Origin of the sequence: Micromonospora echinospora, assembly GCF_014203425.1 — a bacterium.
In the GTDB taxonomy this organism is placed as follows: Bacteria; Actinomycetota; Actinomycetes; order Mycobacteriales; family Micromonosporaceae; genus Micromonospora; species Micromonospora echinospora_A.
In genome coordinates, this window is the sequence record NZ_JACHJC010000001.1 from 6,118,719 (window position 1) to 6,143,722 (window position 25,004).

The following is a 25,004-nucleotide window of genomic DNA, read 5'->3' on the forward strand; positions in this document are numbered from 1 at the left end:
GCCCATGACCGTTCGCGCACCTCGCCGTATCCTGACCGCCGCAGCCGCCGCCCTGCTCGCCGCCGCCGGCCTGACCGCCTGCGCGGACGGCACGGGCGCCGCGAGCGAGCCGGGCAAGGTCGGCGTGGTCGCCGCGTTCTACCCGCTGCAGTTCCTGTCCGAGCGGATCGGCGGCGACACGGTCACGGTCAGCAACCTGACCAAGCCCGGCGCGGAGCCGCACGACCTGGAACTCAACCCGCGGCAGGTCGGCCAGGTCGTCGACGCCGACGTGGTCGTCTACCTCAGCGGCTTCCAGCCGGCGGTGGACGAGGCGGTGGAGCAGAACGGCGGCGACCGCGCGTTCGACGTGGCGGGCGTCACGCCGCTGCGGGACGCCGCCGCCGGTGGTCACGACCACGACCACGAGGGTGAGGGGGAGGCCGGGCACTCCGGGGAGGGCGGCGGCAAGGACCCGCACGTCTGGCTCGACCCGACCCGGCTGGCCACCATCGGCGACAAGCTCGCCGAGCGCCTCGGCAAGGCCGACCCGGAGCACGCCGCCGACTACACCGCCCGCGCCGGCGCGCTGCGCGCCGAGCTGACGAAGCTGGACACCGAGTTCACCGACGGGCTGCGCACCTGCACGCGCCGGGAGATCGTGACCAGCCACGCCGCGTTCGGTTACCTCACCGAGCGCTACCGACTGGAGCAGATCGGCATCAGCGGGCTCACCCCGGAGTCCGAGCCGTCCCCGCAGCGCCTCGCCGAGGTCGCCGAGGAGGCCCGCGAGCACCAGGCCGGCACGATCTTCTTCGAGACGCTGGTCAGCCCGAAGGTCGCCGAGACGATCGCGCGCGAGGTGGGCGCGAAGACGGCGGTGCTGGACCCGCTGGAGGGCCCGCCCGCCGACGGCGACTACCTCTCCGCGATGCGCGCCAACCTGCAGACCCTGCGAACCGCCCTGGACTGTTCATGACCTCACCCGTGATCGAGATCGCGCACGCCACAGTCGGCTACGACGGCCGCCCGGTGCTGCGCGACGTCTCGCTGACAGTGACCGCCGGAGAGGTGGTCGCCGTGCTCGGCGCCAACGGCTCCGGCAAGTCGACGCTCGTGCGCGCCGCGCTCGGCCTGGTTCCGGTCGGCGCCGGGTCGGTCGCCCTGTTCGGCACGCCGCAGCGCCGCTTCCGGCAGTGGCACCGCATCGGGTACGTGCCGCAGCGGCTCGGCGCGGGCAGCGGTGTGCCCGCCACCGTGCGCGAGGTGGTGGCGTCCGGGCGGCTGGCCCGCCGCGGCGTGCTGCGGCCCGCCGGGCGGGCGGACCGGGAGGCGGTGGCGGCGGCGCTGGACGCGGTCGGGCTCGCCGACCGGGCCGGTGACCCGGTGTCCACGCTCTCCGGCGGCCAGCAGCAGCGCACCCTGATCGCCCGCGCGCTCGCCGGCGGGCCGGAGCTGCTGGTGCTCGACGAGCCGACCGCCGGGGTGGACGCGGCCAGCCAGGAGGCGTTCGCCGGGGCGCTGCGCTCGTTCCGCGACGGCGGCGGCACGGTGCTGCTCGTCGCGCACGAGCTGGGGCCGCTGCGCCCGCTGATCAGCCGGGCCGTGGTGGTGCACCAGGGCGGCATCGCCCACGACGGCGCGGTGCCGGAGCCGGCCGGCCACCACGCCGACCCGGACCACGAGCACGTGCACCCGCACTGCGACGAGGAGCCCGCCGGGCTCTGGACAGGCATCTGAGATGGACCTCTTCCAGTACGACTTCATGCTCCGCGCTCTGTTCGGCGCGCTGATCATCGGGTTGGCCGCGCCCGCGCTCGGCATCTACCTGGTGCAGCGGCGGCTGGCGTTGATCGGCGACGGGATCGGGCACGTGGCGCTCACCGGCGTCGGCGCGGGCCTGCTGCTCAACCGCTCCCCCGTGCTGGTGGCGGTGATCGCCGCGACGCTCGGCGCGATCGTCATCGAGCTGGTCCGGGCGTACGGGCGCACCTCCGGTGACCTGGCGCTGGCGCTGCTGTTCTACGGCGGCATCGCCGGTGGCGTGGTGCTGGTCGGGCTCTCCGACGCCAGCAGCGGGGCGCTCAACGCGTACCTGTTCGGGTCGCTGACCACCACCTCGCAGGGCGACCTGGTCACCATCGGCGTGCTCGGCGCGGCGCTGCTGGTGACCATGCTGGTGCTGCGCCCGGCGCTGTTCGCGGTCTGCCACGACGAGGAGTACGCGCGCGTCTCCGGCCTGCCGGTACGCGCGCTGAACCTGATCATCGCGGTCGGCACCGCGATCACGGTGACGATCGCCATGCGGGCGGTCGGCGTGCTGCTGATCAGCGCGCTGATGGTGGTGCCGGTGGCCACCGCGCAGCAGGTGACCCGGGGCTTCCGGTCCACCATGGCGGCGGCCATGGCGCTGGGGCTGTTCGCCGCCGGCGCCGGGGTCTGGGTAGCGGCAACCGCGGACACCGCGCCCGGCGCGTCGGTGGTGCTGGTGGCGATCGGCTCGTTCCTGCTGGTCGCGCTCGGGGCGGCCGGTGTGCGGGCGGTGCGGCGCCGGACCGGGAACGACCGGGTCGCGCCGCAGGCCGAGCCCGCCGAGCACGAGGTGCTGCTCGGATGAGGCCCTACCGGCTGACGCAGCTGGGATTGGTTACCGTTACAGGGTGACCGGCACGAACGGGTACGACGCCTTCGAGGGTGCGGGTGACCTGCTGCGCGCGCTATCGGCCCCGATCCGGCTCGCGATCGTGAGCGAACTGGCCGAGGGCGAGCGCTGCGTGCACGAACTGGTCGAGAAGCTCGGCGCGCCGCAGCCGCTGGTCTCCCAGCACCTGCGCGTGCTGCGCGGCGCCGGGGTGGTACGCGGGTCGCGGCGCGGCCGGGAGATCGCGTACGCCCTGGTGGACGACCACGTCGCGCACATCGTGGCGGACGCGGTCAGCCACGCCGGTGAAGGGCCGTCCTGAGGCGCGAAACTGTCTCGTGCCGGGGCGCCCGCGTCGTGGCAGGCTGTCCGGCGTGAAGATTTACGCCGACCGCTTTCCCACCGCTGTCCGCCAGTTCCTCACCGACCTGCTCGTGGTCGCCTGGGTGTACGCGGCGATCCGCTTCGCGATGTGGCTGCACGACGTGGTCGAGAAGCTCGCCGTACCCGGGCAGAAGCTGGAGGGGGCCGGCGGTGGACTCGCCGACAACCTGGCCGACGCCGGCGGCAAGGTCGGCCGGGTGCCGATCGTCGGCGACGAGCTGACCGCGCCGTTCACCCGGGCCGCCGACGCCGCCCGCGCGGTCGCCGAGGCCGGCCGCGACCAGCAGGAGCTGGTCGGGCAGCTGGCGCTCGGGCTGACCATCGCGGTGCTGGTGTTCCCGCTCGGCCTGGTGCTGTTCGGCTGGCTGCCGCTGCGGGTGCGCTGGATGCGCCGGGCCGGCGCGGCGAAGGCCCTGGCCGGCTTGCCGGCCGGCCGGGACCTGCTGGCGCTGCGCGCGCTGGCCGGCCAGCCGCTGTCGAAGCTGACCCGGATCGCGCCGGACGTCGCCGAGGCGTGGCGGCGCGGCGACGACGAGACCGTCGACGCGCTCGCCGCGCTGGAGCTGCGCGGCCTGGGGCTGCGCGGACGCTGAGGCGCGCGACGCCGGGCCGCCCGCGCCCGGCGCGTGGGCGGGGCACGGACGGCTGGTGAGCCGGCGGCCGGCCAGCCGGCGCACGCTCAGCCGGCGGCGGTCGGCGGTCAGCCGGCGGGCGGGATGCGGCGGCGGACGTCCTCGGCGGCCGACGGTCCGGGTTCCCAGCGCGCCACCCAGGGCAGGTCGGTGGGCGGCGTGAGGACGCCGTCCTCCAGCGAGGCGTACCGGCCGGCGACGATGCGCTTGGCGGCGGCCACGTCGACCGAGTCGGTGTTCGACCACAGGCCGGTGAACAGCTCGTCGACGCGCAGCCGGGCCTGGCGGCAGAACAGGTCGGCCAGTTCGACGTTCTCCGGGTGCGCGTCCCGCTCGGCGTGGGCCCGGACGCAGACCGCGCTCATCGCGAACAGCTCCGCGCCGATGTCCACCACCCGGCCGAGGAACGCCTGCTTGCGCTCCATCTTTCCCTGCCACCGCGACATGGCGTAGAACGTCGACCGGGCCAGCTTGCGGGAGGTCCGCTCGACGTGGCGCAGGTGCCCGGCCAGCGGCCCGAACTCCTGGTACGCCCCGGGCGTCTGCCCCTTGCCGACGGCGAGCGTGGGCAGCCACTTCGCGTAGAAGGCGCCGGCCCGCGCGCCCGCCTTGGCCTTGCGGCCCAGCCCGGCGTCGGGGTCGATGATGTCGCCCGCGACGGACAGGTGCGCGTCGACCGCCTCCCGGGCGATCAGCAGGTGCATGATCTCGGTGGAGCCCTCGAAGATCCGGTTGATCCGCAGGTCGCGCAGGAGCTGCTCGACGGCGGCCGGCCGTTCACCCCGGGCGGCGAGCGAGTCGGCCGTCTCGTACCCGCGTCCGCCACGGATCTGGATCAGCTCGTCGGCGATCCGCCAGGCCATCTCGCTGGCGTAGAGCTTGACCAGCGCCGCCTCGATCCGGATGTCGTTGCGGTCGTCGTCGGCGAGCATGCAGGACAGGTCGAGCATGGACTCCATACCGTACGTGGTGGCGGCGATGAACGACAGTTTCTTCGCCACCGCCTCGTGCTCGGCCACCGGGCGGCCCCACTGGACCCGGTCCGCCGCCCATTCCCGGGCCACGTTCAGCGCCCACTTCCCGGCGCCCACGCACATGGCCGGCAGCGAGAGACGGCCGGTGTTCAACGTGGTCAGCGCGATCTTGAGGCCCTTGCCCTCGCCGCCGATCACGTTCTCCTTCGGCACGAAGACGTCGTGGAACCGGGTGAGGCTGTTCTCCAGGCCGCGCAGCCCGACGAAGGAGTTGCGCCGCTCGACGGTGATGCCGTCGCTGTCGCCCTCCACCACGAACGCGGTGATGCCGCCGCGCCGTCCCTCGCCGGCCGGCACCCGGGCCATCACCACGAGCAGGGTGGCGAGCGTGCCGTTGGTGGCCCACAGCTTCACCCCGTTGAGCCGGTAGCCGGTGCCGTCGGCGGTGGGCTCGGCGGTGGTGGCGAGCCGGGCCGGGTCGGAGCCGACGTCCGGCTCGGTGAGCAGGAACGCGGAGACCTCACCGGCGGCGAGCCGGGGCAGGAAGCGTTCCTTCTGCTCGGGCGTGCCGAACATCTTCAGCGGCTGCGGCACGCCGATCGACTGGTGCGCGGAGAGCAGCGCGCTCACCGCCGGGTTCACCGAGCCGACGAGCATCAGCGCCCGGCAGTAGTGCAGGTTGCTCAGCCCGAGCCCGCCGTACCTGCGGTCGATCTTCATACCGAACGCGCCCAGCCCGGCCAGGCCGTGGAACACCTCGTCGGGAATGCGGGCGTCCCGCTCGATCGCCTCGCCGTCCACCTCGGACCCCAGGTACGCGCGCAGCGCGCCGAGGAACTCGTCCGCGCGGGCCACGTCGGCCGGGTCGGGGCGGGGCCAGGGGTCGATCAGGTCGAGGCGGAACCGGCCGAGGAACAACTCCTTGCCGAAGCTGGGCCGGTCCCAGGCCGACTCGCGGGCCGCCTCGGCGACCTGGCGGGCCTCCTTCTCGGTGACCTGGCCCGCCTCCGTGGGCAGCGGCCCCGCGCCGTCGGGGGACTCGGGCCGGCTGTTCTGTGTCGTGGTCACGGCTGCCTCCTCGTCGGTCCGGCTGCGTCGACGCGCTCGACGAAAACGACGCTACCCCCGGGTGTTACCCAGGGGTAGCGCCGTGTGCACGTCCGATTTGGCGGACGGTCAGTCGGTCAGCGACTGAGGGCTGTCGTCCTCGTCGTCGATGTCGTCCTCGCCCCAGTTGCGCCGGCTGAACGGCAGGACCGCCCAGAAGGTCAGGAACCAGACCCCGGTGAGCGCGCTGAGCAGGAACGCGATCGGCCGGTCCAGCACGAAGTCGCTGACCAGCAGGACTGAGCTGACCATCGCGATCAGCATGAAGGCCAGGCCGCCGGTGGCCATCCGGTGGGCGAAGCGCACCAGTTCCGGCTTGCGTCCCTGGCGGAACAGCGCCCGGTGGAACGCGACCGGAGAAATGATCATCGCGGCGGACGCGGCGGCGGTCAGCAGCGCCAGAATGTAGATGTCACGCTGGAACTCGGTGGTCCGGTCGAACCCGGCGCTGAACGGCAGCGTCAGCAGGAAGGCGAACAGGATCTGCACGCCGGTCTGCGCGACCCGCAGCTCCTGCAACAGATCGGCGAAGTTGCGCTGCCAGCGCTGCTTCTCGGATTCCTTCGACACTCTCGGACCTCCCCGGGAGACGGCACGGCCGGCGGGGAAACGCCCACCGGCGCACCGCCTGTGCCCTGTTCGGGCGATCGCGAAACCGGCTCAGGAGCCGCGGCGGATACGTCCTGCGTACCGTGCCTCCAGCTCGGCGTTGTGCTCGTCGCCGCCGGTGATGTTCGCGGACAGGTAGACCGGCGGACGCTCCCCCGCCGCGACCAGCCGGGCCACCACCTCGGTGACGATCTGCTGGGCCAGCAGCGCCGCGGTGATCGACGAGACCGCGCCCACCGCGCCGCCGCCCGGCAGCGGCAGCGTCGCGTCTCCGTACGGCGCGCCGTTGTCCAGCACCACGTCCGCGAAGTCGGCGAGCTTGCGGCCGGACGGGTGCCGCGAGGTCATCCGGCCGGAGTGCTGCGCCGAGGTGATCGCCACCAGCCCGTGCCCGCGTTCCTTCACGATGGACGCGAACTCGACCATCGCGCCGTTCACGCCCGAGTTCGAGGCGAGCACGAACACGTCCTGCGGGCGGATCGGCGCCAGCTCGTAGAGGCGGTGCGCCACCGCCGGGTCGCGTTCCAGCTTCGGGCCGAGCACGTCGGCCGGGTCGCCGCCGACCAGCACCAGGTCACGCAGCGCGATCCGGTTGGTGGGCACCAGGCCGCCGGCCCGCCCGGCGATCTCCATGGCCAGCGCCTCGGAGTGCCCGGTGCCGAACGCGTGCACCACTCCGTCGGCGCGCAGCGCCGCCGCGATCAGGTCGGCCGCGTCCGCGACGTTGCGCCGCTGCTCGGCGGCCACCCGGCCGATCGTCTCCGTCACCACCGCCAGGTACGCCTCGGCGCTCACCGTCATGCCTCCTCCGTTCCTGCGCACCGGGCGAGGATCGCCTCGGCCAGCGAGCCCGGCGCCTCGTCCGGGATCCAGTGGGTGACGCCGGGCAGCGTCACGAACCGGTAGTCGCCGGTGACGTGCGCCGCGCACGCCTGCGCGGCGGTCCGGCCGATCGCCACGTCCTTGTCGCTCCAGACGAACGTGGTCGGCACCCCGACCGGGGCGACAGCCTTCATGTCCGCCCCGGTCATCGCGCGGTACCAGTTCAGCGCCGCCGTCAGCGCCCCCGGCTCGCGCATCGGCTCGGCGTAGCGGGCCACCGCACCGGCGTCGCCCACACCGCTGAGCATCCTGCGCAGCGCGGCGGCGTTCAGCGCCAGCAGTACCCGCTCCGCCGTACCGGGCTTGCGGAACAACGCGATGTAGGCGGACTTGATTTTCTGCCGGGGGTCGGTGGCGAGCGCGTGGCCCATCGCGGCGGGGTGCGGCACCGACACCGCTGTGAGCGTCCGCACCCGCTCCGGGTGCGCCGCCGCCAGGCCCCACGCGACGATCGCGCCCCAGTCGTGGCCGACCAGGTGCGCGCGGGTCACCCCGAGCGCGTCCAGCACGCCTGCCGCGTCGGCCACCAGCTCCGGAATCCGGTACGCCCCGGCGTCCGCCGGCCGTGCGCCGGGTGAGTAGCCACGCTGGTCGAGCGCGTACGTGCGCAGCCCGGCGGCGTGCAGCGCGGGCGTGACCGCGTCCCACTCGCCGGAGTGCTGCGGAAAGCCGTGCAGCAGCAGGACCGGGTCACCGCCCTCGGGGCCGCCGGCGCGTACCTCGAACGTCAGTCCCCGCGCATCCACCAGCATGATCGCCACCATACCGACACTCGCCCTGCTGGGCCGGTGCCCGTGGTCGGTGCTAGCGTCTGCGACGAGACAACTTCACATCCGACAGGGGAGCGCACAGCGCTGAGAGTGCGGGCCGGTGCCCGCAGACCCTCGAACCTGATCTGGGTAATGCCAGCGCAGGGAGTTCGGTCGACCTCCAGCCGCGTCGCCGTCCGGTGACCACCGGGCGCGGCGTGCGTCTTCTCCTGGTTCACCTCGACGAACTGGGAGCCAACCGTGAACCACACCGACAGCAATCGCTGGCGTACCGTCGACATCGTCGTCGCCTCGGTCATCGCCGTCGCCTTCGGCGTCGTCTTCTGGGCCTGGGGCCTGCTCTGGAGCGCCACCGACGCGGCGTTCGCGTTCTTCCCACCGGCGCAGGCAGTGCTCTACGGCGTGTGGCTGGTCCCGGCGGTACTCGCCGGCCTGATCATCCGCAAGCCGGGCGCCGCCCTGTACTGCGAGACGGTGGCCGCGATCATCTCCGCCCTGCTGGGCAGCCAGTGGGCGAGCATCGTGATCCTCCAGGGCCTGATGCAGGGCATCGGCGCCGAGCTGGCGTTCGCCGCGTTCCGGTACCGCTCGTTCCGCCTGCCGGTGGCGGCGCTGGCCGGCGCGCTGACCGGCCTCGGCGCGGCGATCTTCGACTTCGTCTACTGGAACAAGGCGTACGACTTCGCCTCCTACCGCCTCCCGTACGCGCTGATCACGATCGTCAGCGCCACGATCGTCGCCGGCCTGGGCGCGCACGTCCTCACCCGCGCGCTGGCGAACACCGGCGTGCTGGACCGCTTCCCCGCCGGCCGCGACCGCGCCCTGGTCTGACCACTCACCCACCCACCCCACCCCGCCCCGGTGATCAAGGAGTTTGCGTCCGCCGGGCACGGTTTTCCGGACGCGAACTCCTTGATCACGCAGGCTGGGCGGGGAGAGGGGGTGGTGGTCGGTGAGCGGGCTGGTGCTGCGGGGGTTCGGGTGGCGGCACGGGGGGCGGAAACGCTGGGCTCTGCGCGGGGTGGATCTGCGCGTGGAGAGCGGCGAGCGGGTGCTGCTGCTCGGGCCCTCCGGGGCCGGCAAGAGCACGCTGCTGGCGGCGCTGGCCGGGCTGCTGCCGGAGGACTCCGGCGAGCAGGAGGGCGGCGTCGAGATCGACGGGCTGGACCCGCGCAAGGCGCGGGAGCGCGTCGGCATCCTGTTCCAGGACCCGCAGACCCAGCTCGTCATGGCCCGCTCCGGCGACGACGTCGCGTTCGGGCTGGAGAACCGGGGCGTACCCGCCGGGGAGATCTGGCCCCGCGTCGACGAGGCGCTGCACCGGGTCGGCTTCCCGTACCCCCGGGACCGCCCGACCGCCGCGCTCAGCGGCGGTGAGCAGCAACGGCTCGCCCTGGCCGGCACGCTCGCGCTGCGCCCCGGACTGCTGCTGCTCGACGAGCCCACCGCCAACCTCGACCCGGCCGGCGCCGCCCTGATCCGCCAGGCCGTCGCGAACGCGCTCGACGCGGACACCACGATGATCCTGGTCGAGCACCGGGTCACCGAGGCGTTGCCGCTGGTCGACCGCGTGGTGGTGCTGGAACCGGGCGGCGGGGTGCGCGCCGACGGACCACCCGCTGCGGTCTTCGCCGCGCACGGCGACGCGCTGGCCGCCGCCGGGGTCTGGATACCCGGCCACGTCGCGCCACCCCGGCACGCCACCACGCCGCCCGGCGACGTGCTGCTCACCGCCGAGCGGCTCGGCCTGCCACCCCGGCTGGCCTCCACCGACCTCCGGGTACGCGCCGGCGAGGCGCTCGCCGTCCTCGGCCCCAACGGGGCCGGCAAGTCCACGCTGGCGCTGCTCCTGGGCGGCCTGCTGCCACCCGGGACGGGGACCGTCACCGCGTCGGCGGAGCTGGCGGGGCGGGACGCGCGCACTCCACCGCACCGCTGGCGGGCGCCCGCGCTGGTGCGCCGGATCGGTTCGGTGTTCCAGGACCCGGAGCACCAGTTCGTCACCGCCACCGTCCGCGACGAGCTGGCGCTCGGGCCGCGCCGCACCGGTCAGCCCGAGACGGCGGTGACCGCCACAGTGGACGAGTTGCTGCACCGGCTGCGGCTGGACCGGCTGGCCGGCGCCAACCCGTACACCCTCTCGGGTGGCGAGGCGCGGCGGCTGAGCGTGGCGACGGCGCTGGCCACCGCGCCCCGTCTGCTGATCTGCGACGAGCCCACGTTCGGCCAGGACCGGCGCACCTGGCTGGAGCTGGTCGACCTGCTGGCCGAGCTGCGCGACGCGGGACACGGCCTGGTCACTGTGACCCACGACGAGGACTTCGTCGCCGCGCTGGCCGACCGGACGCTCACCCTGGACCGTTCCGCCGCCGGGGCGTCCTCGTGATCAACCTCGAACCGGTCGCCGCGCCGGGCGCCCCGCTGGCGCGGCGCAACCCGGTGGCGAAGCTGGCCGCCGCGATGGTCTTCACGCTGATCCTGGTGGCGACGCTCGATCCGGTGGCTCCGGCCGTCGCCATCGCCGTCGAACTCGCGGTGCTGCCGCTGTTCGGCGTCCGCTACCGGGTGCTGGCCCGCCGCGCCTGGCCGCTGCTCGCCGGTGCCGTCGGCATCCTCGTCACGCTGGTGCTCTTCGCCGCCGACCGCTCCGGCCCGGTACTGCTCCAGGCCGGGCCGGTGCTGGTCACCGAAGGTGTGCTCGTCACGGCGCTGGGTCTGGTGCTCCGGATGCTGGCCGTGGCGCTGCCCGGCATCGTCGTGTTCGCCACCACCGACCCGACCGACCTGGCCGACGCGCTGATCCAGAACGCGAAGGCGCCCGCCCGGTTCGCCATCGGGGCGCTGGCCGCGTTCCGGATGGTGCCGCTGCTGGAGCAGGAGTGGCGGATGATCAGCATGGCGCGGCGGGCCCGCGGCGTGGACGCCGGCCGCAACCCGGTGGCCAAGCTGCGGCTGTTCGGGTCCACCGCGTTCACGCTGCTGGTGGGCGCGATCCGGCGGGGTACCCGGCTGGCAGTGGCGATGGACGCCCGGGGCTTCGACGCGGGTACGCCGCGCACCGTGGCCCGCCGTCAGCGCTTCGTCCTCGCCGACACGCTGTTGATCATTGGAGCGGCGCTGACTGCCGGCGCGGCGCTGACGCTCAGCGTGCTGCTGGGCACCTTCCGCCCGCTGATCGGCTGACCTCCTCCCTCCCGCCCCGCCGATCAGGAGATCGACGATCTCCTTCCGTGATCGTGGTCAATATTGTTAGCCTGGCCCGGTGCTTGATCACCTGGACATCGCGCTGCGTTGCCTGATCGGCGTGGTCTTCCTGGCCGCGACGTTCGGCAAGGTCCGCAGCCGCGCGTCCTGGCGCGAGTTCGTCGCCTCACTCGCCGCCATGCGGGTGGTGCCGACGCGGCTCGTCCCCGCCGTCGCCGGTGTGGTCGGCCTGGCCGAAGCCGCCGTCCCGGTCCTGCTGCTGGTGCCGCCGACCCGTCGGCTCGGCCACGTGCTCGCGGCCCTGCTCCTGGTCGCCTTCAGCATCGGGATCGCCGTCACGCTGAGCCGCCGGCAACGGGTGGCCTGCCGCTGCTTCGGTGCGACTGGTGCACCGCTCGGCCGGCGGCACCTGCTCCGCAACGGCCTGCTGATCACTGCCGCGTCGGTGGGAGTGGCAGCCGCCGGCGCCACCGGCGACGTGCCCCCGGCGGGCGTCGCCGTGGCTGCGGTGGCCGGTGCGGTGGGCGGGCTGCTCTTCGTGTGGTTCGACGACATCACCGACCTCTTCGTCGCCCAGCCTGCCCGGCCCACCGCCGGACGCCGTGGCGTTCCCGACGGCGGCCACAGGGGTGCCGGTGGACCAGTGACCCCGAGGTAGTCGAGCACTCCGACAAGCACGAAGGAGCAACCCCATGGCGTATCTCGCCGCTGCCGTCATCGTCGTCGGCATCATCGGCCTGCTGAACCTGATCCTCGCCTTCGGGGTGATCAGGCGGCTCCGCGAGCACACCGTGCGACTCACGGCTCTTGAGGCCGGGCACGGGCACAGCGACCAGATCATGCTCGGCGCCGGAAGCACCGTCGCGCCGTTCCAGGCGGTCACCGAGGACGGCGTGACAGTCACCCGGGACGGGCTGACCGGGCGCACCCTCGTCGCGTTCTTCTCCCCGGACTGCACCCCCTGCCGGGAGCGCATGCCGCAGTTCATCCGGTACGCAGCCGAGCACCCCGGCGGCCGGGACCACGTCGTCGGGGTCGTGGCGAGCGACCGGGACGCCGCCGGCGAGTACGTCGCCGCGCTGACCCCGGTGGCACGGGTCGTCGTCGAATCCGACGGAGGGCCGCTCTGCACCGCCTTCGGGGTGCAGGGCTTCCCGGCGATCGGCCTGATCGACGAATCCGGCGTCGTCGTCGCCAGCGGCTCCCTGATCGAAGACCTCTCGGCCCCCGTGGCCGGATGAGTCCACCGGGCGACGCCGACCCCCTCGGCCGATCGGCCGGATCGCCCGAGGACCCGCCGGGCAGCGCACCTCACGCGACCGGTCGACGGCGGCGGCCGCTGCTGGCCGCTGCCGTCATGGGCGCGCGCCTGGTCCGACGCGGGGCGCTCCTGGCCACGACCGCCTACGGCCTTGTCACGTTGGCGAGCGGGGTACTGCCGATCGTCACCGCCTGGCTGCTCAAGGTCGTCCTGGACGCGGTCGGCAGTGGGGCGGCCTGGGGCACCGTACTCGGCGCCGGGGCCGGGCTGGCCGTCGCCGGGCTCGGCACCGCCCTGCTGCCGCAGCTCGGCGCCTATCTGACCGGTGAGATCGGACGGAACGTCGCCCTCGTCGCCGACGACGAGCTCTACCGTTCGGTGGGACGCCAGGTCGGGTTGGCGCGGCTGGAGGACCCGGTCTTCCTGGACCGGCTGCGGTTGGCCCAGGACGCCGCGGCCATGCCGGTCCAACTGGTGGAGGCAGCCTTCGGCCTGGTGCGTGGGGTGCTGCTGGTCGGCGGCTTCGTCGGATCGCTCGCCCTGCTCAGTCCGGCCCTCACCGGGCTGGTCCTGCTGGCCGCCGTACCCGTGTTCCTGGCCGAGTTGGCCCTCGCCCGGCGGCGGGCCCGCGTGCAGTGGCAGGTCGGCCCGTGGGAGCGCACCGAGATCGTCTACCGGGGCCTGCTCCAGGACGTGCAGGCGGCGAAGGAGATCCGGCTGTTCGGCCTGGAGGACTTCCTGCGCGGGCGGATGCTGCGGGAGCGGCGCCGGGCCAACCAGGCATTGCGTCGGGTCGATCGGCGGGAGCTGCTCATCCAGGGCGGGCTGGGGGTGCTCGCGGCGGTGGTCGGCGGGGCCGGGCTGCTCTGGGCGGTACGGGCGGCGTACGCGGGCGAGCTGACCGTCGGCGACGTCTCGATCGTGATCGCCGCGCTCGCGGGCGTGCAGACCGGGCTCAACGCGCTGGTGCGTGCCGTCGCCAGCGGACACGAGCAACTGCTGCTCTTCGACCACTTCGCAGTGATCGCCACCGGTCCGGTGGATCTGCCGCTCGCCGTCGATCCGGCGCCGGTACGGCCACTGCGCCGGGGCATCGAGCTGCGGGACGTCTGGTTCCGCTACAGCGACGAGCTGCCCTGGGTGCTGCGCGGCGTCGACCTGTTCCTGCCGGCGGGTCAGGCGGTGGGACTGGTCGGGCTCAACGGCGCGGGCAAGAGCACGATCGTCAAGCTGCTCTGCCGCTTCTACGACCCGAGCCGGGGGGCGATCCTCTGGGACGGCGTCGACCTGCGCGACCTCGACGTGGCAGAGCTGCGCCGCCGGATCGGCGCGGTCTTCCAGGACTACATGGCCTACGACCTGAGCGCGGCGGAGAACATCGGGGTCGGCAACCTCGCGGCGTCCGACGACCGGGACCGGCTGGTCCGGGCGGCCCGGAAGGCCGGGGTGCATCCGGTGGTCGAGGCGCTGCCGTACGGCTACGACACCCTGCTCACCCGGATCTTCTTCGGTGAGTCGGACCAGGGCGACCTGCAGACCGGGGTGCGTCTCTCCGGTGGGCAGTGGCAGCGGATCGCCCTGGCCCGCGCCTACCTGCGGGAGGAACACGACCTGATGATCCTCGACGAGCCCAGCTCCGGCCTCGACCCCGACGCCGAGTACGAGGTGCACAACGCGCTGCGTGCCCACCGGTCCGGCCGTACCAGTGTCCTCGTCTCGCACCGGCTCGGATCCATCCGCGACGCCGACCGGATCGTGGTGCTCGCCGACGGGCGGGTGGCCGAGCAGGGGACGCACACCGAGCTACTGGCGGCCGGCGGCGCGTACGCCGAGCTGTTCCGTCGTCAGGCTGACGGCTACCAGCTCGATCCGGTACCGGAGGAGGCACTGTGACCAGGCCGATCGCCGTGGCCGCCGCGCTCGTCGCAGCCGTGGCGGCGCCGGTCGCGGTGGTGTGGTGGCTGCGTGAGCGGTACGTGCTGGTCACCGTCCACGGTGAGAGCATGCTCCCGACGTACCGCCCCGGGGACCGGGTGCTGGTGCGGCGGGTGCCGCCCTCGGCTCTGCGTACCGGCCAGATCGTGGTCGCCGGATGGCCGGGTGAGCGGCAGGCGCCCCCTCGGCGGTCCCGCGGGGGCAGGTCGGTGGTGGACGAGGGTTGGCTGATCAAGCGGATCGCGGCCCTGCCCGGCGATCCGGCGCCACCGGACCTGCCCGGCCCGGTCGAGGACGGGCCGCCGGCGACCGTGCCGCCGGGACTGCTGGCGCTGATCGGCGACAACCGGGCGGCAAGCCACGATTCGCGGCAGGTCGGCTACTTCGCCCACTCGGATGTGCTCGGCGTAGTGAAACGCAGGATCGCTTCATCAGTACATCGAATGTCATAAACATGTATGATCATCGAATCCTGCCTGCCGGTGGGATGAACATCGATAAGGAGGAGCCCGATGATCCGACTGATCGAATCACTGGGCGACCGGGTGCTCAGCCTGGTCGTCCCGAAGACCACGGCCGCCGCGGCGGCGGCGTGCACGAGCGGCTGGGGCGCCTACTGCGACTGCCGGTCCGGGAAGCCCTACTACCTGTACTGCCGCTGCGTGAACGGCATCCGGCGCTGCGACTGCACCGCCCGGAACGGGATCGGTACCTGCTGATCCTGCCTCACCCCGTGAGCCCGCCCTGCCGGTGACGGCAGGGCGGGCTCACTCCTTCCCGCCCTCTCGCCCGCCAACCCCGTTGATCATGAAGTTGACGGCTCCGACGGGTCTGCCGGTCAGCTCCGACGGAACGCGTAGAACCGGGTCTGGCCGGCACGCTGGCTACGTCCGCCGAGCCGGGCCTGCCGCCCCGCCGGCGGGCCGGACCTCGGCGGCTCCGCGGCACCGGGCAGGACCGGAGCCTTCGGGAGCGCCACCTCCGGCGCGGTCACGGCGGGTGACACCGCTGGCGCGGCCACAGTGGGCGTCACCGGCTCCGTCGGGAGCGCCACCGCGGACTGCGCCACGGTAAGCGCGTCGAGCGCCGGCGGGGTCACCTGCGGCGAGGACTGCTTGCGGGACTTCTTCGGATTGCGCTTCGCGGGCATTCGCGGGCCTCCTGTGATGCGGGCGCGCCGACCGGGACGCGCCGAGCGAGGGCTCCGGTGCGAACCGATCACGACAGACACCGCGACCGACGGCGGCGGGGAAGGGATGCGGACGCCCGGAGCAGGACGGGTCCACGGCACTGGCGGCGGTGGACCGGGCTCGGAGGTGGGGCGTCACTTACGCATGCCGTAACGCTATCCCGCCGACCGGCCGCCCCGCACCCGAATTACCGCGACCACCCCGCGGGACGTACGGCCACCCACCCGTCACGCCCTGTGGACACCGTGGCCCACTTCCTCGACGACCGCGATACGGTCGCAGCACGGCAGTACGGACGAGAGGTGGCGGTACGCATGGCAGAGCAGGCGACGGCGCAGATCGGGGTCACCGGTCTGGCGGTGATGGGTCGCAACCTGGCCCGGAACCTGGCCCGCAACGGCTTCGCCGTGGCGGTGCACAACCGATCGCCGGAACGTACCCGCACCCTGGTAGCCGAACACGGCGACGAGGGCACGTTCGTGCCGTCGGAGTCGCTCGCGGACTTCGTCGGCTCGCTGGAGCGGCCCCGCGCGGTGATCGTGATGGTGAAGGCCGGCGCGCCCACCGACGCGGTGATCGACGAGCTGGTTCCCCTGCTGGAGGAGGGGGACATCGTCGTCGACTGCGGCAACGCGCACTTCGCCGACACCCGCCGCCGCGAGGAGGCGCTGCGCGAGCACGGGCTGCACTTCGTCGGCACCGGCGTGTCCGGCGGCGAGGAGGGCGCGCTGCTCGGCCCGAGCATCATGCCGGGCGGCTCGGCCGAGTCGTACCGCAAGCTGGGGCCGATCTTCGAAAAGATCGCCGCGCACGTGGACGGCGAGCCCTGCTGCCGGCACGTCGGGCCGGACGGCGCGGGCCACTTCGTGAAGATGGTGCACAACGGCATCGAGTACGCCGACATGCAGCTCATCGCCGAGGCGTACGACCTGTTGCGGGCCGGGCTGTCGGCGAGCCCCGCGGAGATCGCGGAGATCTTCCGGGAGTGGAACGGCGGCGAGCTGGGGTCGTTCCTCATCGAGATCACCGCCGACGTGCTCGGCCACACCGACGCGGCCACCGGTCAGGCGTTCGTCGACGTGGTGCTCGACCAGGCCGAGCAGAAGGGCACCGGCCGCTGGACCGTGCAGAGCGCACTCGACCTGGGCATCCCGATCACCGGCATCGCCGAGGCCACGTTCGCCCGGTCGCTGTCCGGCCACGCCGACCAGCGCGAGGCCGCCCGCCGGGTGTTCGCCGACGCGGGCGACAAGTGGCAGGTGGACGACCGGAACGCGTTCGTCGAGGACGTGCGCCGCGCGCTGCTGGCCAGCAAGATCGTCGCGTACGCGCAGGGGTTCGACCACATCCGCGCGGGCAGCCGGGAGTACGACTGGAACATCGACCTGGGCGGCACGGCCACCATCTGGCGGGGCGGCTGCATCATCCGGGCCGGTTTCCTGGACCGGATCCGGGAGGCGTACGACGCGGAGCCGGACCTGGCGACGCTGCTGGTCGCGCCGTGGTTCGCCGAGCGGGTCAGCGCCGGCGTACCGGCCTGGCGACGGGTGGTGGCCGACGCGGCCCGGGCGGGCGTGCCGGCGCCGGCCTTCGGGTCTTCACTGGCCTACTTCGACGCGCTGCGGGCACAGCGGCTGCCGGCCGCGCTGATCCAGGGGCTGCGGGACAACTTCGGCGCGCACACCTATCACCGGGTGGACCGGGACGGCTCGTTCCACACGCTCTGGGCGGGCGACCGCTCCGAAGTGGAGGCGTGAGCCGCACCGTCAGTCCCGCCGGACGGCTCACCAGGCTCGCGGGACGTGCGGGTCGGGCGCCCAGCCGGCGGCCGGCTCGCCGGCCGCCAGTTCGCCGATCTCGCCGGAGCGGACCGCCGGGGTGTGCCCCATCTCGGCGCACCACCGCTGCGCCACCTCGGCGCACAACCCGGCGACCGCGTCCCGGCGGTCCGGTTCCACCAGGTCGGCGGCGGCCAGGACAGCAGTCATCTCGTACCGGAGCTCGCGCATCCTCCACCCCCGTGGCGGGCGCACACCCGGCGGCGCGCCCTGCGCCGATCGTAGAGCGGAACGCCCCGCGCCCGGCCGGAAAGCCGGATGCGGGGCGTACCGGTCGGGCCGGACGTCGCAGGTCAGAAGAACCGGCGGCGCTTGGCCTTCTGCGGCCGGACCAGGTCGGCGCCCTTGGTCAGCAGACGGCTCACCCCGGACGGGCCGCGACGGGCCTCCAGGGTGTGGCTGAGCCGGCGCGCGCCGGCCGCCGCCAGCGGCACGGCGACCGCCATGACCGCCCACTGCGCGATCCGCTTCTGAATCATGTGGTTCACCTCCGCGTTAGCTGTCTACCGTTACCGGTACCCAGCGCGGCGCGTCGGTAAGCCTGACCTCAGGCGCCCGGGGCCACCGGGTTGGGCAGGGCGCCGCCGAAGCGCCGGTCGCGCTGGGCGTACAGCTCGCAGGCGTACCAGAGGTGGCGGCGGTCGAAGTCGGGCCAGAGCGTGTCCAGGTAGACCAGCTCGGCGTACGCGGTCTGCCAGAGCAGGAAGTTGGAGATGCGCTGCTCGCCGGAGGGGCGCAGGAACATGTCGACCTCGGGCACCTCGGGGTGGTAGAGGTACCGCGCCACCGTCTTCTCGTTCACCTTGGCCGGGTCGAGCCTGCCGGCGGCGACGTCGCGGGCGATCCCGGCGGCGGCGTCGGCGATCTCCGCCTGGCCGCCGTAGTTGACGCAGAACTGCAGCGTCAGCGTCGAGTTGCCGCGCGACATCTCCTCGGCGGTCTGCAGCTCGGAGATGACGCTCTTCCACAGCCGGCCCGCGCGGCCCGACCAGACCACCCGGACGCCCAGGTCGACGAGCTGGTCGCGGCGGCGGCGGATGACGTCGCGGTTGAAGCCCATCAGGAAGCGGACCTCGTCCGGCGAGCGCCGCCAGTTCTCGGTGGAGAACGCGTACGCCGACAGGTAGGGAATCCCCATCTCGATCGCGCCCTCGACGGTGTCGAAGAGGCTGTGCTCGCCCTGCTCGTGCCCCTTGGTGCGGGGCAGGCCGCGCTCCTTGGCCCAGCGGCCGTTGCCGTCCATCACGATGGCGACGTGCCGGGGCACCGCCGCGGGCGGCAGCGCCGGCGGGCGGGCGCCGGAGGGGTGCGGGGTCGGCGGCACCGGCTCGCGGCGGGTCGCCCTCGTCGATCGGATCACTCGGTCATCTCCCTGTTCACACCGGCGACGGGCCCGGCGCCGGAGCGCGGCGGGACCACATCCGGCCCCGCGCCGCCGGGCGACGGGACCGCGCCGGACGCCGGGGTGCCCCGGTCGACCAGCGGCAGCGAGCGTAGCGCGCGTTCCAGATGCCACTGGAGGTGCGCCGCGACCAGCCCGCTGCACTCGCGGCGTACGCCGGTCTCGGCCGCGTCGGCGTACCCCCAGTCGCCGGAGGTCAGCGCGGACATCAGCTCCAGCGTGGCGGGCGCGGGGTGGGCGGCGCCGGGGGGCCGGCAGTCCGGGCAGACCGCGCCGCCGGCCGGTACGGAGAACGCGCGGTGCCGGCCCGGCTCGCCGCAGACGGCGCAGGCGGCGAGCGCCGGCGCCCAGCCGGCGAACGCCATGCCGCGCAGCAGGTACGCGTCGAGCACCAGCGTGGTGGCGTGTTCGCCGCGGGCCAGCGACTTCATCGCGCCGAGGGTGAGCTGGAACAGCCGCAGCGACGGCTCGCGCTCGATCGGGGTGAGCCGCTCGGCGGTCTCGGCGATCGCGCTGGCCGCCGTGTAGCGGGGGTAGTCGCCGAGGAACCGTTTGCCGTACAGCTCGATCGCCTCGACCTGGCTGACTGTGTGCAGGGAGCTGCCCTGGTTGCCCTTGGGGTCACCGGCGAGCTGAAGGTCGACGTGCCCGAACGGCTCCAGCCGGGCGCCGAACCGGCTCATGGTGCGCCGCACGCCCCGGGCCACCGCGCGCAACCGGCCGTGCCGGCGGGTGAACAGCGTGATGATCCGGTCGGACTCGCCCAGCTTCTGCACACGCAGCACCACCGCGTCGTCGCGGTAGAGCTGTCGGCGGTACCCGGCCATCAGGCCATTCTCCCTCCGGGTGCGATCTCAGGGTCGGCTCGGGGTGGACCGTCGGGCGATCCCGGATGTGCCGGCCGCCCGGCCGGCCCTACTGTGCTGGCCATGGCTTCGCTCCGCACCGCGGTGGCCGCGACCGCTGCCGCCACGCTCATCGTTCTCTCCGGGTGTGACACCCTCTCGTTCCGACGGCTCGACTACGACCACACCGAGCAGGCGAAGATCACCCGGATCAGCGTGACGGAAGACGGCGCCGGGGACGTCGTGGTCCGGGCCAACGGCCCGGCCGACCAGGTACGGATCAAGCGCGTCGTCCGCTACCAGGGCGACGAGCCGACCAGCCGGTACGAGATCAAGGGCGACGAACTCGTGCTGCCCACCGACTGCGGCCACCGGTGCAGCATCTCCTGGGAGGTGACCGCGCCGCCCGGCGTGACGGTGAAGGGCGGGACCGCCTCGGGCAACGTCGACCTCACCGACGTCGGGGCGGTGGAGTTCACGCTCAGCTCCGGCGATCTGACCATCCGGGGCGTCACCGGCGAGGTCCGCGCGTCCACCACGTCGGGCAACATCCGGGTGGTCGAGGCGGCCGGCCCGGTGCGGCTGCGGGCCCGCTCGGGCGACATCGAGGCCCGCCGGCTCGCCTCCGCCGTCGACGCGGAGACCACCTCCGGCAGCATCGTCGTCGAGCTGGACCAGCCGGCTCCGGCCCGGGTGCACGCCACGAGCGGAGACGTCGACCTGTCCGTACCGGCCGGCCGCTACCGGGTGCGCGCCACCGCCACGTCGGGCGACAAGGACGTCCGCGTCACCGACGACCCGACCGCGTCGGTGCAGCTCGAAGCGTCCACCACGAGCGGCAACGTCACGGTCAGCACCCGCTGAGCCGGCGGGGGCGGCCGGCCGCTCAGTCGCCGCCGGACGCGTCCCGCCGATTCGCCGCGCGGCCGTCGTCCCGGCCGGGGTCCTCGGCCGCGCGGCGCGGCGCCGGGATCCGGGCGCCGGCGCCCACCAGCCCGTCCTGTGCGCCGGCGGGAGCCGGGCTGGCCGGGGCGGCCGCCGCCCGCTCGACCACGGTCCGCCGTGGCTTGCCGGGGAGCATTTCCGGGGTACGCCGGGCGGCCACGTCCTCGACCCAGCCGACCATCAGCGTCACCACGCCGACCAGCGCGAAGACCAGCCCCACCCGCAGCCACAGGCCGACCGGGTCGCGCGGCGACCAGCCGACCAGGCCGACGAGCGGGGTGAGCGCCACCACGAACGGCATGTGCCAGAGGTAGATGGTCAGCGCGCGCCGGTTCACCACTGTCACAGCGCGGCCGAGCGCCGGCACGCGGTCGACCCAGGTCACCCCGACCGGCGCCCGACCGATCACCACCAGGATGAACGCGGCCGACCAGAGCGCGTTGCCCAGCGGGATGTCGTTGATGTCGTACCCCCGGGGGCCGGGGTGGGTGACGATCCAGGCCAGGCCGGCGGCGCCGACGACGGCGGCCACCGGCAGCAGCACCCGGTTGCGCATCCGGCGCAGCAGCCCGTCGTGGTGGGCGAAGCCGAGCAGCCAGGCGCCGAAGTAGAGGCCGAACTCGCGCAGCACCGTCGGCGGGTTCGCCAGGATGCCGGCCTCGATGGCGACCAGGAGCACGTACGGGGCGGCGAGCGTGGGCAGCGGCGCCCGGCGGAACAGCCACAGCACGAGCGGCGAGGCGAGCACGAACCACAGGTAGTCCCGCAGGTACCAGATCGGGCTGAGCGCCAGGCCGCCCCAGTAGTTGGCCGGCGGGTCAGTGATCGGGAAGAGCCAGAGCAGCACCCTCGGGCTGAACGGCAGCCCGGTGAGCAGCATGGCCGGCACGAAGACGGCGGCGACCACCCACAGCGACGGCAGCAGCCGGCGCAGTCGCCGCCCGACCGAGCGCACCCCGCTGCGGTCCAGCGACGCGGCCATCAGCGACCCGGCCAGGGCGAACATCACCGACATCGCCGGGAACACCAGCGTGAGCGTGGCGTAACCGGTGACGTGGTACGTGACGACGCGGAGGATGGCCAGGAAGCGCAGCAGGTCGAGATAGCGGTTTCGCATCAGCTCGCGGCGGGGTCCGGGGTCAGAGACAATGGTCCCTACCCTGCTCCTGGACGACGCCAAACAACCACAGACGCCTATGGAAAGTGAGATGTCCCATAGGCCTGACTGATCCTGATCACCTGTCGCCGGGCACCCCCGGCCGCGGCTCAGAAGCCGAGCTTGCGCAGCTGCTTCGGGTCGCGCTGCCAGTCCTTCGCCACGCGCACGTGCAGGTCGAGATAGACCCGGGTGCCGAGCAACTCCTCGATCTGCCGGCGGGCGGTGGTGCCGACGTGCTTGAGGCGGCTGCCCCGGTGGCCGATGACGATGGCCTTCTGGCTCGACCGCTCGACGTACACGTCGGCGTAGATCTTGGTGAGGTTGCCCTCCGGGATCATCTCCTCGACCACCACCGCGATGGAGTGCGGCAGCTCGTCGCGTACGCCCTCCAGCGCCGCCTCGCGGACCAGCTCCGCCACGAGCACCTGCTCCGGGTCGTCGGTGAGCATGCCGTCCGGATAGAGCTGCGGTGACTCCGGCAGATAACCGGTCATCACGTCGACGAGCGTGTCGACCTGGTGCCCGGAGACGGCGCTGACCGGCACCACCGCGGCGAACTCGCCCATCTCGCTCACCGCGAGCAACTGCTCGGCCAGCCGCTTCTTGTCGACCAGGTCGGTCTTGGTGACCACCGCCAGCACGGTGGCCTTCAGGCTGGCCAGCTCACCGGTGATGAAACGGTCGCCCCGGCCGACCGGCTCGTTCGCCGGCACGCACAGGCCGATCACGTCGACCTCGCTCCAGGTCTCCCGGACCAGGTCGTTGAGGCGCTCGCCGAGCAGCGTCCGGGGGCGGTGCAGGCCCGGGGTGTCCACGAGCACGAGCTGCGAGTCCGGCCGGTGCAGCACCGCCCGGATGATGTGCCGGGTGGTCTGCGGCTTGTTCGAGGTGATCGCGATCTTGGTGCCGACGATCGCGTTCGTCAGCGTCGACTTGCCGGCGTTCGGCCGTCCCACGAAACAGGCGAAACCGGCTCGGTAGGGACGCGCCTCGGGCGTGGTCACTCGACCACCGTGCCGAGGACGGCGCCGTCCGGCGCGGCCACGTGGATCGGCGCGTCGGCGGACAGGTCACGTACCGCCGCGTGCCCCGCCCCGTCCAGCGTCGACGCCTCGGTCACCACCACAGCGGCCTCCAGCCGGCTCGCGCCGGCCGCCACCGCCGAGGCGACCGCCAACTGGAGCGCGGTGAGCGTCAACGACGGCAGCGCCACGCTCGCCGCCGCGTACGTCCGGCCGTCCTGGTCGCGGACCGCGGCGCCCTCCACAGCAGCCACCCGGCCCCGCGCGCCCCGGGCCAGGACGACGAGCTTGGCGTCCTCGGCGCTCAGCTCGGCCGGATCAGCGGGGGTGGGCAGGGCGGCGGGCACGGCGGGTGACTCAGGCATCGGCGGATTGCCTCTCCTCGGAACGGTTGTTGTCGCCACGGGAATCGGGCGGGTCGTGTCGGTTCGTGCCCTCCGGCGTGTCGCCCCGGTCGACCCGGCTCACCAGAACCGTGTCGATCCGGTTGCGCCGGCCGGTGGTGCCTTCGGCCATCAGCCGCAGGCCGGCCACCTCGGCCTCGGCGCCCGGGATGGGCACCCGGCCGAGCGCCTGGGCCAGCAGGCCACCGACTGTCTCCACCTCATCGGTGGGCAGCTCGGTGTCGAACAGCTCGCCCAGATTCTCCACCGGCAGCCGCGCGGTCACCCGCACGGCCCCGTCCGCCAGGTGCTCGACCGGCGGGCGCTCGACATCGTACTCGTCGGTGATTTCCCCGACGATCTCCTCCAGGATGTCCTCGATGGTGACCAGCCCACCGGTGCCGCCGTACTCGTCGACGACGATGACCAGGTGGTTGCGGGCCGCCTGCATCTCCGAGAGCAGGTCGTCCACCGGCTTGGACTCCGGCACGAACGTGGCCGGGCGCATCAGCTCGGCCACCGGCATCTGCCGGGCCTCCTGATCGCCCTGAACCCGCCGGATCAGGTCCTTGAGATAGAGCAGACCGAGCACGTCGTCGACGTTCTCGCCGATCACCGGGATGCGGCTGAACCCGGAGCGCAGGAACAGCGCCAGCGCCTGGGCGAGCGTCTTGCGTTCCTCGATCCACACCATCTCGGTACGCGGCACCATCACCTCCCGGGCGATGGTGTCGCCGAGCGCGAAGACCGAGTGGATCATCTGGCGTTCGCCGTGCTCCACGACGCCGCGCTGCTCGGCCAGGTCGACCAGTTCGCGCAGCTCCACCTGGGTCGCGAACGGGCCCTCCCGGAAGCCCTTGCCCGGGGTGACCGCGTTGCCGATCAGGATCAGCAGCGACGCCAGCGGGTTGAGCGCGCGGCCCAGCCAGCGCACCAGCGGCGCGACCGCCCGGCCGACCGCGTACGCGTGCTGGCGGCCGATCGTGCGCGGCCCGACCCCGACCACCACGAAGCTCACCACCGTCATCGCGCCGGCGGTCACCAGCGCCGCCCGCCAGCCCGCGCCGAACGTGTCCACAGCCACCAGCGCGACGAGCGTGGTGGCGGTCAGCTCGGCCAGCAGGCGCAGCAGGAGCAGCAGGTTCAGATGGCGGACCACGTCACCGGCGACCACCTGGAGCGCCCGCCCGCCGCGCGCTCCGTCCCGGGTCATCTCCGCGGCGCGGGCCGGGGAGACAGCGGCCAGCGCCGCCTCGGTCATCGCGATCAGGCCGGCGAGCACCACCAGCCCGGCGGCGAAGACCAGGAGTTGGAGATCGGGCAGGCCGGCGGGCGCGCGGACCGCCGCCAAGGCGTCCATCACCGCGACCGGGTCGACCGCCAGCTGGCCAGCAGCCGGGCCTGGAGACCGAACATCTCCCGCTCCTCCTCGGGCTCGGCGTGGTCGTAGCCGAGCAGGTGCAGCACGCCGTGCACGGTGAGCAGGTGCAGCTCGTCGGCCGCCGAGTGCCCGGCCACGGCGGCCTGCTTGGCCGCCACCTCCGGGCAGAGCACGATGTCGCCGAGCAGGGCCGGCTCACCGCCGGCCGGGGCGCTCTCGCCCGGCCCGTGGTCGACGCTGCCCTCGTCCATGGGGAAGGCGAGCACGTCGGTCGGGCCGTCGCCGCCCATCCAGCGGTGGTTCAGCTCCGTCATGTACTCGATGTCGACGAGCAGCACGGACAGCTCGGCGAGGGGGTTGACCCCCATCTCGTCGAGGGCGTGCCGCGCGACGGCGAGCACGGCGTCGGTGTCGACCTCGACACCCGACTCGTTGGCGATCTCGATGGACAACTGTCTTCC

Annotated in this window: 29 protein-coding genes and 1 riboswitch; of the genes, 15 read left to right on the forward strand and 14 right to left on the reverse strand. The window is 73.4% G+C overall.

Going from position 1 to position 25,004, the window contains the following annotated elements; all coding sequences use genetic code 11:
* Positions 1–4: 4 nt before the first annotated feature.
* From FHU28_RS27435 to FHU28_RS27455, 5 genes are read left to right on the forward strand one after another with little or no spacing between them, the layout of a single operon-like run.
* Positions 5–958, forward strand: coding sequence for a metal ABC transporter substrate-binding protein (locus FHU28_RS27435; RefSeq protein WP_184687440.1), 954 nt, complete (start codon positions 5–7; stop codon positions 956–958).
* Positions 955–1,719, forward strand: coding sequence for a metal ABC transporter ATP-binding protein (locus FHU28_RS27440; protein ID WP_184687442.1), 765 nt, complete (start codon positions 955–957; stop codon positions 1,717–1,719). Before FHU28_RS27435 ends, FHU28_RS27440 begins: the two co-directional genes overlap by 4 nt.
* 1 nt (position 1,720) lies before the next feature.
* Positions 1,721–2,596, forward strand: a complete 876-nt coding sequence (locus FHU28_RS27445; RefSeq protein WP_184687444.1) for a metal ABC transporter permease — start codon at positions 1,721–1,723, stop codon at positions 2,594–2,596.
* Positions 2,597–2,639: 43 nt separating this feature from the next.
* Positions 2,640–2,942, forward strand: a complete 303-nt coding sequence (locus FHU28_RS27450) for an ArsR/SmtB family transcription factor (protein WP_030503145.1) — start codon at positions 2,640–2,642, stop codon at positions 2,940–2,942.
* Positions 2,943–2,994: 52 nt separating this feature from the next.
* A complete protein-coding gene (locus FHU28_RS27455; RefSeq protein ID WP_184687446.1) occupies positions 2,995–3,597 on the forward strand; it encodes a hypothetical protein in 603 nt (200 codons plus the stop codon).
* A gap of 107 nt (positions 3,598–3,704) precedes the next feature.
* Here the strand turns inward: FHU28_RS27455 and FHU28_RS27460 are convergent, their stop codons facing one another.
* The 4 genes from FHU28_RS27460 to FHU28_RS27475 form a co-directional block, all read right to left on the reverse strand.
* Positions 3,705–5,678 carry an acyl-CoA dehydrogenase family protein gene (locus FHU28_RS27460; protein WP_184687448.1) on the reverse strand — a complete coding sequence of 658 codons (1,974 nt, stop codon included), beginning with the start codon at positions 5,676–5,678 and terminating at the stop codon, positions 3,705–3,707.
* Between the two features lie 108 nt (positions 5,679–5,786).
* Positions 5,787–6,287, reverse strand: coding sequence for a DUF6328 family protein (locus FHU28_RS27465; protein ID WP_184687450.1), 501 nt, complete (start codon positions 6,285–6,287; stop codon positions 5,787–5,789).
* 90 nt (positions 6,288–6,377) lie between these two features.
* A complete protein-coding gene (locus FHU28_RS27470) occupies positions 6,378–7,127 on the reverse strand; it encodes a sugar isomerase domain-containing protein (RefSeq protein WP_184687453.1) in 750 nt (249 codons plus the stop codon).
* Positions 7,124–7,960: an alpha/beta fold hydrolase gene (locus tag FHU28_RS27475; RefSeq protein ID WP_184687455.1), complete on the reverse strand. Its 837-nt coding sequence runs from the start codon at positions 7,958–7,960 to the stop codon at positions 7,124–7,126. Before FHU28_RS27475 ends, FHU28_RS27470 begins: the two co-directional genes overlap by 4 nt.
* A gap of 76 nt (positions 7,961–8,036) precedes the next feature.
* Positions 8,037–8,143, forward strand: a riboswitch (TPP riboswitch).
* 75 nt (positions 8,144–8,218) lie between these two features.
* Between FHU28_RS27475 and FHU28_RS27480 the strand changes: the two genes are divergently transcribed.
* The 8 genes from FHU28_RS27480 (at position 8,219) to FHU28_RS27515 (ending at position 15,097) form a co-directional block, all read left to right on the forward strand.
* Positions 8,219–8,809 carry an ECF transporter S component gene (locus FHU28_RS27480; protein WP_184687457.1) on the forward strand — a complete coding sequence of 197 codons (591 nt, stop codon included), beginning with the start codon at positions 8,219–8,221 and terminating at the stop codon, positions 8,807–8,809.
* 121 nt (positions 8,810–8,930) lie between these two features.
* Positions 8,931–10,364, forward strand: a complete 1,434-nt coding sequence (locus tag FHU28_RS27485) for an ABC transporter ATP-binding protein (RefSeq protein ID WP_184687460.1) — start codon at positions 8,931–8,933, stop codon at positions 10,362–10,364.
* Positions 10,361–11,161 (forward strand): energy-coupling factor transporter transmembrane component T family protein, encoded by an 801-nt coding sequence (locus tag FHU28_RS27490; protein ID WP_184687463.1) that lies wholly within the window; start codon positions 10,361–10,363, stop codon positions 11,159–11,161. Before FHU28_RS27485 ends, FHU28_RS27490 begins: the two co-directional genes overlap by 4 nt.
* 79 nt (positions 11,162–11,240) lie before the next feature.
* Positions 11,241–11,840 (forward strand): MauE/DoxX family redox-associated membrane protein, encoded by a 600-nt coding sequence (locus FHU28_RS27495; protein WP_184687465.1) that lies wholly within the window; start codon positions 11,241–11,243, stop codon positions 11,838–11,840.
* A gap of 34 nt (positions 11,841–11,874) precedes the next feature.
* Positions 11,875–12,423 carry a TlpA disulfide reductase family protein gene (locus tag FHU28_RS27500; protein WP_184687469.1) on the forward strand — a complete coding sequence of 183 codons (549 nt, stop codon included), beginning with the start codon at positions 11,875–11,877 and terminating at the stop codon, positions 12,421–12,423.
* A gap of 116 nt (positions 12,424–12,539) precedes the next feature.
* The gene (locus tag FHU28_RS27505; RefSeq protein WP_184687472.1) at positions 12,540–14,336 is read left to right on the forward strand and encodes an ABC transporter ATP-binding protein; all 1,797 of its coding nucleotides are present in this window, start codon (positions 12,540–12,542) and stop codon (positions 14,334–14,336) included.
* The gene (locus tag FHU28_RS27510) at positions 14,333–14,830 is read left to right on the forward strand and encodes a S26 family signal peptidase (protein ID WP_221453305.1); all 498 of its coding nucleotides are present in this window, start codon (positions 14,333–14,335) and stop codon (positions 14,828–14,830) included. Before FHU28_RS27505 ends, FHU28_RS27510 begins: the two co-directional genes overlap by 4 nt.
* Positions 14,831–14,890: 60 nt before the next feature.
* Positions 14,891–15,097 (forward strand): hypothetical protein, encoded by a 207-nt coding sequence (locus tag FHU28_RS27515; RefSeq protein WP_174536552.1) that lies wholly within the window; start codon positions 14,891–14,893, stop codon positions 15,095–15,097.
* A 119-nt stretch (positions 15,098–15,216) separates the two neighbouring features.
* On the opposite strand, the gene FHU28_RS27520 is transcribed toward FHU28_RS27515, so the two are convergent.
* A complete protein-coding gene (locus tag FHU28_RS27520; protein WP_184687474.1) occupies positions 15,217–15,528 on the reverse strand; it encodes a hypothetical protein in 312 nt (103 codons plus the stop codon).
* Between the two features lie 354 nt (positions 15,529–15,882).
* Here FHU28_RS27520 and gndA point away from each other — a divergent pair, with 354 nt between their 5' ends.
* Positions 15,883–17,325: an NADP-dependent phosphogluconate dehydrogenase gene (gene gndA, locus FHU28_RS27525; RefSeq protein WP_184687476.1), complete on the forward strand. Its 1,443-nt coding sequence runs from the start codon at positions 15,883–15,885 to the stop codon at positions 17,323–17,325.
* Positions 17,326–17,352: 27 nt separating this feature from the next.
* Here the strand turns inward: gndA and FHU28_RS27530 are convergent, their stop codons facing one another.
* The 4 genes from FHU28_RS27530 to recO all read right to left on the reverse strand — a co-directional run bounded on the left by FHU28_RS27530 (position 17,353) and on the right by recO (position 19,635).
* A complete protein-coding gene (locus FHU28_RS27530) occupies positions 17,353–17,577 on the reverse strand; it encodes a thioredoxin reductase (protein ID WP_184687479.1) in 225 nt (74 codons plus the stop codon).
* Between the two features lie 122 nt (positions 17,578–17,699).
* A complete protein-coding gene (locus tag FHU28_RS27535) occupies positions 17,700–17,885 on the reverse strand; it encodes a hypothetical protein (RefSeq protein WP_073831832.1) in 186 nt (61 codons plus the stop codon).
* Between the two features lie 68 nt (positions 17,886–17,953).
* Positions 17,954–18,730, reverse strand: a complete 777-nt coding sequence (locus FHU28_RS27540) for an isoprenyl transferase (protein ID WP_184689967.1) — start codon at positions 18,728–18,730, stop codon at positions 17,954–17,956.
* Between the two features lie 32 nt (positions 18,731–18,762).
* Complete coding sequence (recO, locus tag FHU28_RS27545; RefSeq protein WP_073831833.1) at positions 18,763–19,635, reverse strand: DNA repair protein RecO; 873 nt, start codon at positions 19,633–19,635, stop codon at positions 18,763–18,765.
* Positions 19,636–19,737: 102 nt separating this feature from the next.
* On the opposite strand from recO, the gene FHU28_RS27550 reads away from it, so the two are divergent.
* Entirely contained in the window at positions 19,738–20,517 is a 780-nt protein-coding gene (locus FHU28_RS27550) for a DUF4097 family beta strand repeat-containing protein (protein WP_184687481.1), read from the forward strand.
* Positions 20,518–20,539: 22 nt separating this feature from the next.
* On the opposite strand, the gene FHU28_RS27555 is transcribed toward FHU28_RS27550, so the two are convergent.
* The 5 genes from FHU28_RS27555 to ybeY form a co-directional block, all read right to left on the reverse strand.
* Complete coding sequence (locus FHU28_RS27555; RefSeq protein WP_184687483.1) at positions 20,540–21,715, reverse strand: acyltransferase family protein; 1,176 nt, start codon at positions 21,713–21,715, stop codon at positions 20,540–20,542.
* A gap of 149 nt (positions 21,716–21,864) precedes the next feature.
* Entirely contained in the window at positions 21,865–22,761 is an 897-nt protein-coding gene (gene era, locus FHU28_RS27560) for a GTPase Era (RefSeq protein WP_184687484.1), read from the reverse strand.
* Entirely contained in the window at positions 22,758–23,144 is a 387-nt protein-coding gene (locus FHU28_RS27565) for a cytidine deaminase (protein WP_073831837.1), read from the reverse strand. The genes era and FHU28_RS27565 overlap by 4 nt, the downstream gene beginning before the upstream one ends.
* A complete protein-coding gene (locus FHU28_RS27570) occupies positions 23,137–24,546 on the reverse strand; it encodes a hemolysin family protein (protein ID WP_184689970.1) in 1,410 nt (469 codons plus the stop codon). Before FHU28_RS27570 ends, FHU28_RS27565 begins: the two co-directional genes overlap by 8 nt.
* Entirely contained in the window at positions 24,522–24,995 is a 474-nt protein-coding gene (gene ybeY / locus FHU28_RS27575; protein WP_073831839.1) for an rRNA maturation RNase YbeY, read from the reverse strand. The genes FHU28_RS27570 and ybeY overlap by 25 nt, the downstream gene beginning before the upstream one ends.
* Positions 24,996–25,004 lie beyond the last annotated feature (9 nt).

Excerpts from the sequence above, each read along its gene's own strand:
- FHU28_RS27565 (WP_073831837.1), bottom strand. The coding sequence starts at position 23,144 with ATGCCTGAGTCACCCGCCGTGCCCGCCGCCCTGCCCACCCCCGCTGAT.
- FHU28_RS27550 (WP_184687481.1), top strand. The coding sequence starts at position 19,738 with ATGGCTTCGCTCCGCACCGCGGTGGCCGCGACCGCTGCCGCCACGCTC.
- FHU28_RS27520 (WP_184687474.1), bottom strand. The coding sequence starts at position 15,528 with ATGCCCGCGAAGCGCAATCCGAAGAAGTCCCGCAAGCAGTCCTCGCCG.
- FHU28_RS27470 (WP_184687453.1), bottom strand. The coding sequence starts at position 7,127 with ATGACGGTGAGCGCCGAGGCGTACCTGGCGGTGGTGACGGAGACGATC.
- recO (WP_073831833.1), bottom strand. The coding sequence starts at position 19,635 with ATGGCCGGGTACCGCCGACAGCTCTACCGCGACGACGCGGTGGTGCTG.
- FHU28_RS27445 (WP_184687444.1), top strand. The coding sequence starts at position 1,721 with ATGGACCTCTTCCAGTACGACTTCATGCTCCGCGCTCTGTTCGGCGCG.
- FHU28_RS27475 (WP_184687455.1), bottom strand. The coding sequence starts at position 7,960 with ATGCTGGTGGATGCGCGGGGACTGACGTTCGAGGTACGCGCCGGCGGC.
- FHU28_RS27500 (WP_184687469.1), top strand. The coding sequence starts at position 11,875 with ATGGCGTATCTCGCCGCTGCCGTCATCGTCGTCGGCATCATCGGCCTG.
- FHU28_RS27530 (WP_184687479.1), bottom strand. The coding sequence starts at position 17,577 with ATGCGCGAGCTCCGGTACGAGATGACTGCTGTCCTGGCCGCCGCCGAC.
- FHU28_RS27515 (WP_174536552.1), top strand. The coding sequence starts at position 14,891 with ATGATCCGACTGATCGAATCACTGGGCGACCGGGTGCTCAGCCTGGTC.
- FHU28_RS27440 (WP_184687442.1), top strand. The coding sequence starts at position 955 with ATGACCTCACCCGTGATCGAGATCGCGCACGCCACAGTCGGCTACGAC.
- FHU28_RS27535 (WP_073831832.1), bottom strand. The coding sequence starts at position 17,885 with ATGATTCAGAAGCGGATCGCGCAGTGGGCGGTCATGGCGGTCGCCGTG.
- FHU28_RS27505 (WP_184687472.1), top strand. The coding sequence starts at position 12,540 with ATGGGCGCGCGCCTGGTCCGACGCGGGGCGCTCCTGGCCACGACCGCC.
- FHU28_RS27555 (WP_184687483.1), bottom strand. The coding sequence starts at position 21,715 with ATGCGAAACCGCTATCTCGACCTGCTGCGCTTCCTGGCCATCCTCCGC.
- FHU28_RS27435 (WP_184687440.1), top strand. The coding sequence starts at position 5 with ATGACCGTTCGCGCACCTCGCCGTATCCTGACCGCCGCAGCCGCCGCC.
- gndA (WP_184687476.1), top strand. The coding sequence starts at position 15,883 with ATGGCAGAGCAGGCGACGGCGCAGATCGGGGTCACCGGTCTGGCGGTG.